The sequence below is a fragment of the Bifidobacterium sp. KRGSERBCFTRI genome, from assembly GCF_025908335.1.
In genome coordinates this window covers 1,205,027-1,220,973 of the sequence record NZ_CP109653.1, presented here as the reverse complement: position 1 = coordinate 1,220,973, position 15,947 = coordinate 1,205,027, and the positions used below count along the sequence as shown (strand labels likewise).

9 protein-coding genes and 1 riboswitch are annotated in these 15,947 nt (G+C 60.3%); of the genes, 5 read left to right on the top strand and 4 right to left on the bottom strand.

Going from position 1 to position 15,947, the window contains the following annotated elements; all coding sequences use genetic code 11:
* Positions 1-57: 57 nt before the first annotated feature.
* Positions 58-2,649: an NAD-dependent DNA ligase LigA gene (ligA, locus tag OGI63_RS05110; protein WP_004218116.1), complete on the bottom strand. Its 2,592-nt coding sequence runs from the start codon at positions 2,647-2,649 to the stop codon at positions 58-60.
* Positions 2,650-2,762: 113 nt separating this feature from the next.
* Positions 2,763-6,092: a hypothetical protein gene (locus OGI63_RS05105; protein WP_004218117.1), complete on the bottom strand. Its 3,330-nt coding sequence runs from the start codon at positions 6,090-6,092 to the stop codon at positions 2,763-2,765.
* A gap of 82 nt (positions 6,093-6,174) precedes the next feature.
* Here OGI63_RS05105 and OGI63_RS05100 point away from each other — a divergent pair, with 82 nt between their 5' ends.
* Together OGI63_RS05100 and OGI63_RS05095 are read left to right on the top strand one after the other, a co-directional pair.
* Positions 6,175-8,388 (top strand): hypothetical protein, encoded by a 2,214-nt coding sequence (locus tag OGI63_RS05100; protein WP_004218118.1) that lies wholly within the window; start codon positions 6,175-6,177, stop codon positions 8,386-8,388.
* Between the two features lie 69 nt (positions 8,389-8,457).
* A complete protein-coding gene (locus OGI63_RS05095) occupies positions 8,458-9,273 on the top strand; it encodes an ATP-binding cassette domain-containing protein (RefSeq protein ID WP_004218119.1) in 816 nt (271 codons plus the stop codon).
* On the opposite strand, the gene OGI63_RS05090 is transcribed toward OGI63_RS05095, so the two are convergent.
* Together OGI63_RS05090 and ppgK are read right to left on the bottom strand one after the other, a co-directional pair.
* Positions 9,252-10,415, bottom strand: coding sequence for a pyridoxal phosphate-dependent aminotransferase (locus OGI63_RS05090; protein WP_012619969.1), 1,164 nt, complete (start codon positions 10,413-10,415; stop codon positions 9,252-9,254). The two genes, OGI63_RS05095 and OGI63_RS05090, sit on opposite strands and share 22 nt — an antisense overlap.
* Positions 10,416-10,516: 101 nt before the next feature.
* A complete protein-coding gene (gene ppgK / locus OGI63_RS05085) occupies positions 10,517-11,287 on the bottom strand; it encodes a polyphosphate--glucose phosphotransferase (RefSeq protein WP_004218121.1) in 771 nt (256 codons plus the stop codon).
* A 293-nt stretch (positions 11,288-11,580) separates the two neighbouring features.
* A riboswitch (FMN riboswitch) is annotated at positions 11,581-11,724 on the top strand.
* 3 nt (positions 11,725-11,727) lie between these two features.
* Between ppgK and OGI63_RS05080 the strand changes: the two genes are divergently transcribed.
* The 3 genes from OGI63_RS05080 (at position 11,728) to OGI63_RS05070 (ending at position 15,815) form a co-directional block, all read left to right on the top strand.
* Positions 11,728-12,324, top strand: coding sequence for an ECF transporter S component (locus OGI63_RS05080; RefSeq protein ID WP_004218122.1), 597 nt, complete (start codon positions 11,728-11,730; stop codon positions 12,322-12,324).
* The gene (locus OGI63_RS05075) at positions 12,321-14,618 is read left to right on the top strand and encodes an energy-coupling factor transporter ATPase (RefSeq protein ID WP_004218124.1); all 2,298 of its coding nucleotides are present in this window, start codon (positions 12,321-12,323) and stop codon (positions 14,616-14,618) included. Before OGI63_RS05080 ends, OGI63_RS05075 begins: the two co-directional genes overlap by 4 nt.
* 360 nt (positions 14,619-14,978) lie before the next feature.
* A complete protein-coding gene (locus tag OGI63_RS05070; protein WP_004218125.1) occupies positions 14,979-15,815 on the top strand; it encodes an aldo/keto reductase in 837 nt (278 codons plus the stop codon).
* Positions 15,816-15,947: the final 132 nt, after the last annotated feature.

Genomic DNA, 15,947 nt, shown 5'->3' with positions numbered 1-15,947 from the left:
TGGGCAGCGTGCAATTGCAGCGCTGCCCACATGCCATCGCCTTGTCCGGACGCCGAATCATTGCACGTCGCCGGTGGCGAGCAAAGTGTCGAACTGTTGCTCGTCGATGATCGGGATGCCCAGTTCCTCGGCCTTCGTGGCCTTCGAACCGGGATTGGCTCCGACGACCACCCAATCCGTCTTCCTGCTCACCGATCCGGAGGCCTTGCCGCCACGGCGTTCGATGGCCTCCTTAGCCGATTCGCGGGAGAAATGCTCAAGGGTGCCGGTGACCACCACGCTCTTGCCTTCCAACGTCTGAGGAAGACCCTCGTCATGCGTGCTCATGCCCACACCGGCGGCTTTCCACGCCTCCAGCACACGGCCGCGCCAATTGCCCGGCATGCGAGCCTCCTCGAAGAATGTCGCAATGGAATCGGCGATCTCCGCGCCTATGCCGTCGATCTGTTCGAGTTCCTCGGCACTGGCGTCGGCCAGCGCATCGAGTGTCTTAAAGTGCTTGGCCAGCGTGAATGCGGTCGGTGGGCCCACATGGCGAATGGAGAGCGCTACGAGGACGCGGCTCAGATCGGTATGCTTGGCTTTCTCGATCTCATCGAGCATCTTCCTGGTGTTCTCGGTGGGTTCCTCGATGCGCGGCCGCCCATTCCTGCCATGGCCCACAATCACGGCATCCGGTTTGACCTCGTATTCGGGGTTGCCTTCGGAGTCCTTCACCGTCTTGCGATTCGCGTCCTTCTTCAGCGGGGCATCCTTGACCCCGGACCAGAAAGCCGGCTCCCTATGCCACAGGCCGGAACCGCCGAGACGATGGCGCACCTTCCTCTCCTTGCCATGCGAATCCACGTGCCTGCGCACTTCGATGATCTGCGCTTCACGCCACACATAGACATCCCGGAGGTCGCTTGCTTCGAGGTCGAACAAATTCGCTTCACTGGTGAGTACGGGCTCCTGGATGGGCGGAAGTTCCAGCCCGCTCGGAGCCAGATACGGTGCCGGCTCCTCGCCTGGTTCCACCACGATCTCACGCACGCCGGGGGCGTAGGCTTCCACCGAGTCCGGCCTGTTGTCTTCGGGGTTCGTCAGCGCCACCGCGCTTTGGTCACCCAGATGCTCAATGTCGAATGCCTTGCGGGCCGCCAGATTGATCACACGTTCGGCGAGCTGGGCCGGGCAGCTTTCCGAATTCGGGCATCGCAGGTCCTTGTCTCCCTCCTTCTCATACCGCAACACGGTGTCACAGGATGGGCATCGTGTAGGCATGACGAACTCGCGTAGGTCCTGTTCATGCCCTTCGCGTTTGGCGATTACTGGGCCGACCAGTTCGGGGATCACATCGCCGGCCTTGCGCACTACCACCGTATCGCCGATGAGAATGCCTTTGCGTTTGACCTCGTATGCATTGTGCAGCGTGGTGCGCGACACCGTGGATCCGGCCACATACACCGGGTTCAGTATGGCCACCGGTGTGACTCTGCCCGTGCGCCCGACCTGCACCACAATATTGAGGAGCTTGGTGTTGACCTCCTCGGGCGGGTATTTGTAGGCGATGGCCCAACGCGGCGCGCGTGAGGTGCTGCCCAGTCTGCGTTGCAACGCGAGGTCGTCCACTTTGACCACAATGCCGTCGAGCGCATGCTCGATGTCACCCCGGTGCTCGCCGTAGTATTCGATCATGTCGAGAATCTGGTCGAAGTCGGTGACCTCGCGGTTATGGGGCGAAATCGGCACCCCCCATTTGCGGTACATCGTGTAGGCATCCGACTGGTTCCTCACCTCGTCGGCCACATCCACCGGCTTGCCCGACCCCCATACCAGTTCGCCGATGCCATGTGCATAGAAACTCAGATGCCGCTGCGCGGTGATGCGCGGATCCTTCTGGCGTAGCGATCCCGCGGCCGCATTGCGTGGATTGGCGAACGGTGGTCTGCCCGCATCTTCGTTCGCCTCGTTGAGCTTGTGAAAATCATCCCACCGCATGAACACCTCGCCGCGAATCTCCACCATATCGGGAATATCGCCCTCCGGGCCATCCAGATTGGTGGGGATGGAGTGTATCGTGCGCACATTCATCGTGATGTCTTCGCCAGTGACCCCATCACCACGGGTGAGTCCCTGCGTCAGAACTCCGTTGCGGTAGATGAGATTCAGAGCCAGACCGTCTATCTTCACCTCGCAGGTCATGGGCAACAGCTTGTCTTCCGGCCATTCGAGGTCCTTGCGCACGCCATCGTACCAGGCACGCAGTTCCTCGAAGGAGAACACATCATCGAGGCTCATCATCTGGGAGGGGTGCCGCACCGCCGTGAAGTCGTTCGAGAATGTGCCACCTACCCGATGGGTCGGTGACTGAGGCGTGTCAAGCTGGGGGAACTCCGACTCCAGTCGTTTGAGGCAATTCATGCGCGCATCGTACGCTGCATCGGAGGAAAGCGGGGCGTCCTTGACGTAATAGGCCACCTGATCGCCCTCCACCCAAGCACTCAGACGTGACCACAGCCGCACCGCCTGCTCTACATTGAGCTTCGACACGTCGAGATCATCAAGTTCCATCGCATCACTGTCGATGTCACGCAATGAGTCAATCCACGGATCCGAACCAATCGGATACCTGTCGAGCTGCTCGTCTGCAATCAATGCATCTTCCATAACCGGATTCCTCCAAATCCTACCCAATCCGAAACGCCACGGTCTTGGCCCATTGGTCAATCCTACGCATCTACGCACCAGAGAGGGTGCCGGACGCGCCGTATACCATCGTCCTACGCATTCAGCGAGCGCAGGAACTGCATGCCTCCCGGGCCCAGATTACCTCCCTGCAGCGCATACCAGCTCACGTTGAGTGCCTGTGCCACGGGGAAGATCTTCTCGTTGGTGGCGGTGAAGGCAGCGTCGCGAATAATCTGCGCGCATTCCACCTGCGGCCACACCGGCACGTCATGTCGCATCAGGACTCCGACGGCCTGGGCACCGGTCTGTGCGATCTGTTCGCCCTGTGCCATGGCGAGGTTGCGGAATCGTTCGAGCCTGGCACGTTGCGCGGGTGCGAGGTTCTGGGTGAGCGACGTGGCGAGGTTGCCGGCCGCCACTGCGACGGCGGTGTCGCCTTTCATCCAGCTGGCGCAGACGTAGTAGTAGTATGCGTTGGCGGCATCCACCGGGTCGCAGGCTACGCGCAGCGCGTTCAGTGCGGCTGCTCGCACCGAGTTCCAATCCTCAGAGACGCATAGTCGTATGGCCTGTTGGATGTGTACGCCAGCGGTGGCGGGCGCGTATCTCACCAAGGTATTGAGGTGGGCCATCGCCTCCTCGCCCCTGTCATAGCGGAACAGTACTTCGCCCATGTCGAGATGAGCTTGGAACAGCGCATCGGGCACGAGGGCGATGCGCTCGTCCGGCATGGCGAACAGCCGGTTGTACACCACCCGGTCGGTGTAGGAGGTGAAGTAGCGCGGCACCACGCCGTCCGATTCGAACATCTCGTCGAGTTCGCCGATCACGCGTTCCATGTTCGCGATTGCCCCCTCCTCATCACCGGAGAACACCATCTCCTGTGATTTACGGCGTGCGTCGGCGAGTGCTCTCTCCACGGTGCTGGTGATCTGCGGTATGGGGGTGCCGTCGATGATTGCGGTGGTGATCTCGGTGGCGTGGTTGCGCAGTTCGGGATCTGCGCACTGCTCGATCAGGCCCATTGCATAGGTGGCCTTCCGGTCGGCACGTAGGCCGTCGTTCTTCGCAGTGTCCGCAATGAGTTCGAGGGTGCCCCGGAACATTTCCTCTCGCGAGATCGACAGGTCGCGTACATTGTGTGCGCCCAGTGATCGCGCCACTGTTGCATCGAGAGGCCTGTCGCGTCGTTCCGGAATCGTGTAGGCCGCGTCGCCGGTGAAGCGTGTGTCGTCCATGCTGAAGCCTGGTTCGACCGGTCGGAATCCTTCGGTGCCATCGTAATCGTATTGCGCGCCGAACGCGTCGTATACGGCGAACGGGTCGGCACAGCTGTTGGCGTGCATGTAGTCGATGAATTCATCACGCGTGAATGTGACGGTGAGCAGGTGTTTTATGGAGGGGTTGCTGTTGCGCAATCGGTCGAATTCCTCATCCACGTTCAGGATGGATTGCACCGTGTCGTCCTCCGATTCGGCATGATGCGTCGTCGTATCATCGGACGACGTGGATTCGTCGTGCTCGAGCAGGTCGCGCAATTCGCGGTCGAAGTCGGCATCGGTCTGCATGGCCTGCGTCTGAACCCCATCATGCTCATCGTCGCCGACTCCCGAGGTTTCTTCCGAGCCGGAGAACAGGGCGCTGCCGCGTTCGCCGAATCTTCCCTGGCCGGCGTGCGTGGTGAAATCCTCAAGATTCGTCAGATCGGAGATTTGCGTCATCGCGCTGTCCATGAGCGTCTTGATGGCATTGTCGCGTTCGTAGACGGCCTCCTCCAGCCCGAGGGAATCCATGCGCAACGAGACGCGTCTGATCTGCTCGCTGGCACCGAATGCGAGGGAGGCGAAGATGAGCCCGATCTGCAGATTGTATTCCGCGCTGATCCGTGAACGCTCGGCCTCATCGAGTTCGGCCATGGCGCCGGATCGCATGTTGATGAGCTCGTCGGGCATGAGCGTGCGGCTTGCCGAGGTGAAGGCGAATGCCACCTCACCTTGTTGCAGGTTCGAACGGAAATCCGTGTCGAATCTGAAAGGAAGCCATAGGGCGTTGACTGCATTTGCAAGGGCGTGCCGGTATATCCATTCGCTGCCGACGAGATGCCGTACATCAACGCCAACGCCGGCCTGTGAGGCGTCGAGCGACGCGGACAGCGACATGCCCCTGCCGAAATGCAGGTAATCGTCTACACGGAAACATTCGGGGTCGTCGAGAATATGCACAGGATGGGTCGGCGGCAGGGCGGACAGCGACGGGTTGCGCAACAGACGACGGTCGATGCGGGCGACCTGCTTGAACGTCACGGTATCTTCGATCGGCTGTTCGCTGTGGGCGGCATTGTAATCGAGCCACTTGTCGATCAGCAGGAACCGGTTGACCGCCCCCTCGAGCTTGAGGCTGGTAAGCATCGCATCATATGGCATGCGCTTCTCCCATACGAGGAAACGCGCATGGGAGACGGGCGATTCAATCATATACAGCGGTTCACTGCCATGGTCTGCCTCCAATTCGGACAGGTCACCCATGACACCTATGCGTCTCATCGTGTCGGCGAAGTACTCCTCGAGACCGCTCACCCGCATGCGGTGCGCACGTGCCGTGTCCGTCTGTGACACGCTGGTGCGAATGGCTGCGAGCGGTGAGAATCGACGGAAATTCGAAATGATGTTGCCGGCCCCATACCCCTGCAGGCCGCCATTGACCGACACTGCAAGGTAGAGATGGAAGAAGCACACGGCCATGAGATCGCGGTATTCGAGATCCGTGCGAAGGCGCGCAGGCAATTCGGCACGGGCGTTTTCGATCGTATACCGATTCGCCGATTTGAGGAAGCGAGCGAGCCAGACCATGCGTCCGTTGCCATCACGCCCCCTGATATCGCCGACAAGTGCCCGTGCGGATCCTTCCACGGTGGCGATGTGTGCCGGTTTCGTCCCGCCGAAGCGGGAATCGTCATCGGTCGTGAGTGAATCGGTGACGTCAAGCTCTAAATCCGGTTCGCGTGCATCGAGGTTCGCATACAGGTCGCCGGTCATATACACGGCGCCGGTGTCATCGGCCATCGCCAGCGTGCAGAAACGGTCATGCGAGGTGAAATAGCCGAGGGCGAATCTGCGCAGGCCGGGCATCTGCACCCAACCGACACGCTCGAATGGCAGTCCCGTTCCAGCCACCGAGAACGACCGGCGGCGCATCAACGGATTAAGCACGATCGTCTCCGCTGACGGCATCTTGACGCCAAGTAGCGGATTCGTCGGAGTCGGCGTGAACATGTTGTGCGTGGGCAATGCGCCGGCGAACATGCTCTGCGCCGTCGACTCCACCTGACGCGCATATCTGGCCGCATTGACACCCAGGTTCCTCAGCCACCGCGCCGGCTTGCGTGGCTGTGGGTCGGAAGTGTTTGAATTCGTGCCTGTCATGTGTTCCAATCTACACGTCAAGGCGCAATATGTCTGCCGATTACCCGCACAAGGTCACGGCAGTTACTCGCATGCCGTTAGAATGACGCATGTGAACACACCTGCACGCCGGACCCATCCGTTCATCGCCGCGCTCGTCGCCGCAACCGTCATTGTGCTCGTGGAATGCCTCGTATTCAATTTCGCATGCCTGCGCTCACGCTCCGCGAGGCCTGCAGACGCCTCACAATCGTTGATCGAACAGGGGTCGAACAGCGCCGCCGACCCTCAGGTGACACTCGGCCCGGGTCTCGCAATCCATGGCGATGGCCTGCTGCAGGTCACCGACGCAACCAAGGCATATATTGATGCGCCTACGAATGGCTCATCACCCTACGCGCAGGTGCTCATGACCTCGCTGAATGACATTGCCCTCGCCAGAACGACCATGACCCAAGTCCAACGTGACGAGCTCTACCGCGAGCTTGTGCATGTGCGGCTTGACGGAGGCCGCATGCAGACCGTTGCCGTCGATGCCCCTCGCTCCACCTACCTGCCCTACCAGGATTCCGAAACCCGGCATGCGCAGTCTAATGGTGACCACACGGTGCGCCTGTGGATTGAGGAGGCAACCGATTCCCTCATACCGATTGTGGGGCTTGACGCCAACGCACGCGTACCGTTCAGCTGGAACTGGGCGCAGGTGCTGCTCATGGCCGCGTTTGCCGCATTGCTCATCGCATTCTCGCCCAGAAGCCGCCTGTGGCTCATTCCACTCGACACCAGTTCGCGATTGCAACGCGGCGCATTCACCATTGGGGCGCTGGCTCTCGCCGGCTATACGGCTGTCCAGATCTACTGGCAGATCGCCGGGGCCGCACCGATGGCCTATCACATTCCGGGCCGATACTCCTACGACTACGACCAATACGACCATGTCGCACAGGCCCTTATGAACGGCCACGCATGGCTCGACCTTCCCGTGCCGGAACAGTTCGCCCAACTGCGCAATCCCTACGACACGGCTGCGCGTGACCGTCTGCTCGAGCAGGGCGTGACGCACATCTACTGGGATTACGCATATCACGATGGCCATTGGTATTCCTATTTCGGTGTGCTGCCTGCGCTGTTGCTCTTCCTGCCCTATCGTGCCATCACCTCGCTGTTCGTTCCCGGCGGCCTCATGTTGCCGAATGCGAGCGCCGACCTGCTGCTCATGTTCGGTGCCGCCGTCTTTGGCTGTTTGCTGGTGATCCGCCTGCTCAAACGCATGCCGGTGCAGGTGAGCGTGGCCACCTGCGCGCTCTCCTGTCTGGCGTTCGTGCTCGGTTCGAACCTGCTGTATTTCTGGCATCGCACGAATTTCTATTCGATTCCCTTCGCCTCCGGCCTGTTCCTGACCTTCCTGGGAATGTGGCTTTGGCTTGGCGCCCCGGTCGCGCGAAAACGCACATGCACGTTGGGCCGTTCCGATTCCGCGGATGCCGCCTCATTGAGTCTTCTGCATGTGGCATTAGGCGCGCTGTGCATCGCCGCCACCATCGGCTGTCGTCCCACCTTCGCATTGACGGCATTGCTTGCCATTGCCCTGTTCTTCCCGCAGGTGCGCGCGGTGTTCAGCGCATCCACATGGCGGGAACGCGCCACTCGCATTCAGGCGTTGCGTTTCCTGTGCGCGCTCATCATACCCGCCATGCTCATCGTGGTTCCGGTGATTGCCTATAACGCTATGCGTTTCGGCTCGTTCACCGATTTCGGCAACGCTTACCAGATCACTGTGGCGAATATGACCGACTTCCACACACCGCTCCCGCAGATGCCGCGCGCATTGTGCTGCTACCTGTTTCTGCCGCTCACCTTTGGCAATGACTTCCCATGGCTTGAGCTTACGCCCGCGCCGACGCCCATCTGGTTCTTCACCGAGACGACGCCCGCTGGCCTGTTCGTGCTGATGCCACTCGCCCTGTTGGCCTTCGCCGTCCCGTTCATGAGACGCCCGCTCGGCAGACTGTATGCCACGCTGACATCCATGCTCGCCCTGTCCATGGTGTTGCTCGTGTTCGATGCCTATGTGGGTGGGTTCGCGTGGCGGTATCTGGCGGATTTCTCCTGGCTCGTCATGCTGTGCGCATTGGCGGTGATGGCATGGCTTGTGGAACGGCATCCCGCATGGCGTGTGGTGTTCGTCATCGTGCTGGTGTATGCCATCATGCTCGCATTGGCCTCCATGTTCGTCATCGGTCGTGATGACGCCATGATCAACATCATGCCCTCGAGATTCGCCGACGTGCGTTCATGGTTCACGTTGCTGCCGTGAGGTGGCATGCGGACGCCCTCCGCTGTTCGTTCTGCGTATAGGCACGCAAGCGCACATTTGCAGACTACAATGTTCGGCATGGGATTGCTCACATCGCTGTTCAAAACGACCAGACCCGTAACACCGCCGCAAAAGGTCGGGTTCGGTTTCGACCACGCCGTATACGCATATGACGCCCAGACATACGGCGTGCGCGACATCTCACTCGATCTGTCATGTTCAAATGGCAACACGGCGATCATAGGGCTCAACGGAGCGGGCAAATCCACACTCATCGATCTCATGAACGGCACACTCACTCCGAGTTCCGGGAAGGTCACCGTCGAGGCCGATGGCAAGAGCTACGATGCGTCGCATGGCGGCCGGGCGCAGATCCAACGTATTGTGGGCACCGTGCAGCGTGAGGCGGATTTGTACCGATTGCGGCACAATGTGAGCATCGAGCAATCCATCGATGAGCTGCTCAGGAAATACCGGCTCACCACCGTACAGCGTCTTGCGATCGCCGGTGACGCACTCGCGAAGTTCTCGTTGGATACGAACATGCGCACCCCGCTCGACGAACTCGATGGCGAGCAGTTGCACCTGTTCGCCATCGCCCGCGCATATGCCGCCAATCCAGGTGTGCTGCTCGCGGATGAGCCTATGCGCGGACTCGATGAGATCAGCTCACGGCATGTCGCGCACCGTCTGTTCACCTGTGGCAAGCCGGTCGTCTTCGCCACGCATAATGTCGATCTCATTCGCAATGACGAATTCAACATCACGCGTGTCATTGTGATGGACGAGGGCGAGATTGCATTCGACGGCGAACCGGCGAGTGCATCGGCATACTATGCACAGCTCATCCGCAGCAAATACCGTCAGATCTCCTCGACACAGTGACGTACGGCACTGAGCACCAGACGCACATGCGCGTCGAACAGATCCGGTACCGGCAGCAGTGATATCGCCAAATACCCATTGGCTTCCATGTCGAAGAAATAGCCGGGCTGGCCGGACGTGGCATTGTCGCGAATCATCGTCGTCACCAGCTCGTTCTCGTCGATGAACGAGGGGAAGCGCAGCAGCACGTTCCATCCCCCTTCGGCACGGAGCACGCTCACCACGCCCAGGTCGTCCGCATCGAGCAGCCGGTGCAGCGATTCCAGATTCCGTGAGATGCGCTCCTGCACGCGGTCATGCTGACTGTCGAGTTCGGCAATCATGTCGTCCATGCGTTCGGCGATGAGCTCGCTCATCGGCAGGAAGTCATCGGCGATCACATCGAGCCGGCGCATCGCTTCCCGAACATCGTCGTCGGGACCGCTGACCTCGATCCAACCCACCTTGGCGTGCGGCGCGGCGAGACGCTTCGAAAAACCATCAAGCGCGAACGTGAGCACACGGCGCTCGCCCGCGAATCTCCTATTGCCCTCGAATGGCTCCAACGCATAGTCGAAGAACACTTCGTCTGCAATGAGTGCGATGCCGAACTCACGGCACAGTTCGATGAGATGCTCCCGCTCGCTGGGTTTGACGTATTGGCCGGTCGGATTATTCGGATTGATCACAATAAGCGCACGGATGTGCCGGCCTGCTTGCCCGTCCCGTTCCAGTATGGTCCGCAATGCCGCGATGTCCATGTACCAGGAACCGTCGAATTGCAACTGGTATTCCACCGTCTTCACTCCGCACAGCCGTGCGATCGATTCGATGAGCGGGTATCCCGGTTTCGGCGCGAGCACCGCCTCCCCCGGATCACATAGCAACATCATGAGCCATGCATAGGCCTGCGATGTGGAACTGAGCAGATACAGTCGCTCCGGATCCGGGCATCCTATTGCCCTGGCAAGGCGACGCCGTGCCTCCATCTGACCACGTGGCTGTGCCCGATACACCTGCGGGAGCAATTGCGGCGCAAGGCCGTGCGCCGTGGGATTCGAGTCATTGAGTTTGTCGAGGTCCACCCCACGAGCCTTGGCCTCTGCTTCGCATGCGGCGATTGGATTCGGCTGGCTCACATCGATTCTGCTGGAAAAACGCACGGCATAATACTACTCCCAGCGTCGTCCATAACAGGGCGAATACGGCTGGAGGCACCATGGAATCCCATGGCGCCTCGAGTCTTGCATGAATGTAATGCGACCTACTTGGCCGACTGCTGGTTGGCGTAGTAGGCGGCACCCACGATGCCCGCCTCGTTATGCAGCTTGGCGGCGACAATCGGGGTCTTGATGTCGATGTACGGCAGGAACTTCTCGGAGACGCGGCTCACACCACCGCCGACCACGAACAACTCGGGGCTGAAGTACAGCTCCATGAGACCGTAGTACTTGGTGAGGCGCTTGGCCCACTTCCTGTAGCCCATGTCGAGTTTCTCACGGACCGAGGATGCCGCATACTTCTCCGCATCGCCCTTGCCCTTCGGCAGTTGGATGTGGCCGAGCTCGGTGTTGGGGATGAGCACGCCATCGTAGATCAGGGCGGTACCGATGCCGGTGCCGAGGGTGGTGGCGATGACAAGCCCATCCTGGCCCGCCGCCGCACCGAACGCCTGTTCCGCCAGACCGGCCGCGTCCGCGTCGTTGACCACGGTGACAGGACGGCCGCATGCCTCGGAGAACACCTCGGTCACGTCCACACCAATCCACGACTGATCGAGGTTCGCCATGAAGTCGAGCTTCTTACCCGGCTTGATCGGGGCCGGGAACGCAATTCCCACCGGTACGTCCTCGGGCACTTCGAAATGCTCGAGCTGCTGGCGCACAATGTCTCCCACAGCCTTGGGAGTGGAATGCTCTGGAGTGAGGATCTTCAGGCGGGGTTCGGCGAATTCGCCCTTCTCCAGATTCACCGGAGCGGCCTTGATGCCCGAGCCACCGATGTCAACGCCGAATGCTTGTGCAGTGTCAATCATTGCAATCTCCCTTGCCGTTCGAATCCGAGGCGTGCACTCGTTGCATGCCTCATACCCCATATTGTGGCGTATTTGTCGGACATGAAAACGCTGGATAGCTTGGTTTTCCTTATATGGTACGCAATTGGCATGCACTGGGAAGCAATCGTTTGCCGTTCTGGCGATTCATTCCGAACTCATACTAATACATCGCATTAACAAATAGGCGTCCGATCTGGGCCGCGTCCCATCCGATATCGCCCATATTGTGGACAATGGGCAGGCAAATCCGTGCGGTGGACTATACATAGGTAGTGCAATTTCAGGGAAGGTGAAACTCCTTACTGGCGGTAGCGCAACGGGCCCGTGCCCGCATGCGGAGCCCGCAACCCGCGCAAGCGGTGGATCTGGTGCGAGTCCAGGGCCAACGGTTATAGTCCGGATGAAAGAAATGAGCTCGCATGAGTGTTTTTTCACACCCAGATTCGATTTCACCCAACCAGGTCTCCGGCAGCCACTCCACTGGGGCGGCAGACCGCGGACGCTGGTCCACGCAGCGCATCGCCATGTATGCGTTGTTCGTCGCACTTGCCATGGCGGTCAGTTTCATCGAGATTCCGTTGATGCCTGCCGCACCTTGGCTCAAATACGATCCATCGGGCATCGTCTGCATTCTCGCAGGCTTCGCATTCGGCCCCTCGGGTGCGGTCATAGTCAGCGTGCTCGGGTTCGTGCCTCATCTGTTCGTCAACCCGCTGGGCGCAGTGATGGCGATTCTCGTGGCACTCGGGTATTCATTGCCGGTCGCCTTCATCTACCGCAGGCGTTCCACACGCACAGGCGCACTCACCGGCATCCTCCTCGGCGCCGCCGTCGCACTCGCGGCGGCCATCGTAGGCAATCTGTTCATCACCCCGCTCTACGCGCACATGAGCATGCAGCAAGTCGCCTCGATGATCGTGCCGATTCTGCTGCCGTTCAATCTGCTCAAATTCGCAATCAACGGCGTCGTGAGCTTCCTGTGCTATCGCCCGGTCTGCAAGCTGATCGCCCGATGAACGCCTCGGGATTCCAGATCGAGCTGCGGCATGTCGGATTCTCCTATGACGGCGGTGAGACATGGGCGCTCGACGATGTGAACCTTGGCATTCGCGCCGGCGAACGCGTGTGCATCGTCGGTGCGAACGGGTCGGGGAAATCCACATTGTTACGTGTGATGGCCGGACTCAGCGCGCCCGACACAGGTTCCGTGACGCTCTTGGGGCACACGGTGTTCACCGACGAAGGTGGCGCCGACGCCGATGCGTACGCATGTGCACGACGTGGCATCGGCGCGGTGTTCCAGAATCCCGAGGATCAGATCGTCACGACGGTGACCGCCGACGATGTGGCATTCGGCCCGGAGAACCTCGATGTACCCGCCAACATGATCGGCGCAAGGGTGCATGCCTCACTTTCCTGTGTCGACATGCTCACAGCATGGGGGGCCGACCCCACACATATGAGCGGTGGCGAGCAACAACGCATCGCCATCGCCGGCATGCTCGCCATACACAGCCGTCTGCTAGTGCTCGATGAACCCACCGCCATGCTCGACCCGCAGGCGCGCGCCGAGGTGCTGGCGCTACTCGATCGCATCCAGGCATCGGGGACGACCTTGGTGATTGTCTCGCATCTGCCCGAGGAACTACGGCATGCCGATCGCATCGTGCATATCGAGCACGGCAGAATCACCGGTGAGGATTGCGCACAGCACATGCCGCAACACGACCATCATTCCCCCAGTGTGACCACGTTCGCCCAGCTCGATACCCTGGCCCGACATGTCAACACCGAGCATGCCGGAATAATCGGGGCGGCACCAACCGCTGTGGTGTTCGATGACGTATCGTTCCGCTATGAGCGGGAATCGGCGGATGTGCTCAGCCATATGAATCTACGGATTCCACGCGGATGCCTGACGGCCATCATGGGTCCGAACGGATCCGGGAAGACCACTTTCGCGCGTCTGCTGTGCGCGCTCGACAAACCGCGCGGCGGCCGAATCGTGGTGGAGGGCATCGACGTGACGCAAGCGAGACGACGCGAGCGCAGACGCTTGCGTCGAGTGCTCGGATTTGTGATGCAGCATCCCGAACGCCAGCTATTTGCCGAAACGGTGGCCGACGATGTGGCGTTCGGTCCAACCAACCAGGGTTTGGATGCGGCACAGGTGCGTGAACGCGTCGATTGGGCTTTGGACCTCGTCGGCGTGTCTGACCTACGCGGCAGGAATCCGTTCGAACTGTCAGGCGGCCAGCAGAGGCTGGTCGCCATCGCCGGAATCATCGCCTGCGATCCGTCGGTGCTGGTGCTGGACGAACCATGTGCAGGGCTCGACACCTCGGCGAGCAGACACATCGAGCGCCTGATGGAGAATCTTCGCCACAGAGGGGTCACCGTCATTCTCATTTGCCATGACCCCGATCAGGTGGACCGTTTGGCCGATCAGGTTATCCTGTTCGGCAATGAGCAACAGGGACGGGCTCACGCAGATAGCGGCGGCGAGGTCCAGCGTGAGGTACTCTCCCCCACCGACACGGGTTACTCCTGGGTGTCCGGCCTCGACCCACGCGTGAAGATCGTATGCATCCTCACGGTGATGTGTGCGGCTTTCGCCATGAACACCTGGGCCCAGTTGGCTGTGGGTGTGCTGCTGACGGCTGCTCTCTGGGGCGCCAGTCGTGTCGGCTTCACCAGGCTATTGCGTTCGGTGCGTGGCTTCCTTGTCCTGTTCGCGGTCATGGGTGCCCTCAACATCGGTGTCGTTCATACCGGTGATGTGTTGGTAAGGATCGGTCCCCTGCCGATCACGACCGGCGGCGTGTCCGTCGCCATCATCTACACGACGCGCTTTGCCATCGTGTTGATATTAGGTGCTCTCCTGCTTGAGACCACGACCCCCACCCGTCTGACGGCGGCGTTCTCTTCGTTGCTCTCACCGCTGCGGCGACTGCATTGGCATACGCAGGAGACGGCATTGGTGCTGTCGTTGGCCCTGCGGTTCGTGCCCACGTTGGCCCAGGAGGCACTCTCCATTCGAGATGCGCAGGCGATTCGTGGCGGTTCCATAGAATCGGGTTCCCTGCCACAACGGGTCAACGCGATGTGCGCGACCATCATACCGGTATTCGCCGGCGCCATACGCCATGCCAACAACCTGTCGTTGGCCCTGCAGGCACGCTCCTTCGAAGAGGGGCGCCCCCGCTCCACCTGGCATGCCATGCACATACGCGGCCGTGACATCGTGTTCATGACGCTCACCGTGACGACGTTGGCGGCCATAATCGCCATGAATGTGTTCACCATATGAATTGTAGTTACGCTCAAAACGAATACTCATGCAAAATATTCACAACGACACCCGTCATGTACGATGACACAATCACCGCGCACGGCGGCGCCGACGAATGAGGTTGACGCGAATAGCATTGAGCGCCGTTCCGTCCACGTCGAATGTATGACGCACGGTTCGTCCCACAAGGACCCAATGCCGTAGGCGACGCACATGAGTCGTGACCACCCGCCGCATGGCGGGTGGTTTTTTATTTCCGCACTCCTCTCCACTGCCGCCTTGTTCTCATAGAGCACGATGCTGCATGTCCATTGTTTGGGGCCATTAAGATGAAACGCAGGAGAATATGCCCACCACAAGTACAGAAACGAGGAAGTCATGGCATTGCAGGATGGCGAACATACCATCGCACTGAACAACGAGGTACTCATGCCCGAAATCGGCTTCGGCGTATGGCACGCCGAAGAAGGCCCAGAGACGGTGAACGCCGTCAAGGCCGCGCTGGCCAACAACTACCGTCTCATCGACACGGCGGCGTTCTACAAGAACGAGAAGTCGGTGGGAGAGGCCATCGCCTCGTCCGACGTGCCACGTGACCAGATCTTCGTCACCACGAAGGTGTGGAACGACGACATTCGCGCCGGCAAGACGAAGGAGGCCTTCGACAAGAGCCTCAAGCTCCTCGATCTCGATTATCTCGACCTCTACCTGCTGCACTGGCCGGTCGAAGGCTGGCAGCAGGCATGGAAGGAACTGGAGACGCTCTACCGCGACGGCCGCGTCAAGGCCATTGGCGTATGCAACTTCGAGCAGGATCAGCTCGAAGAGCTGCTGGATCTCGCCGAGATCAAGCCTGCCGTCAACCAGATCGAGTCCAACCCGCTCTTCGCCAATCAGGATCTCATCGACTTCTGCCACAGCAAGGGCATTGCGGTCGAGGCATGGCATCCGATGGGAGGTCGGGGCAGTGATTTGTTCGAAAACGAGACGCTGCGCGATATCGGCGACAAATACGGCAAGTCCCCTGCCCAGGTGATGATTCGCTGGCACATGCAGCGTGAGGTGATTCCGCTGCCGAAGTCGGTGCATGAAACCCGCATCGTGCAGAACATCCACGTATTCGACTTCGAACTGGGCGAGAACGACATGGCCCGGATCAACGCGATGGACACCGGCGAACGTCAGGGTGCCGATCCCCATCACGTCGACTTCTGATCGCCACTGATTGCCTGCGCTGGGGTTGGTCGCCCACGGGACGGGGAGTGTTGAGGAACGTAAAGGGCGCTTGCGATCCAGTGACGAGACACTCCCCGTCCCGTGGGCGCCCAACCCCAGCGCATATCTCAC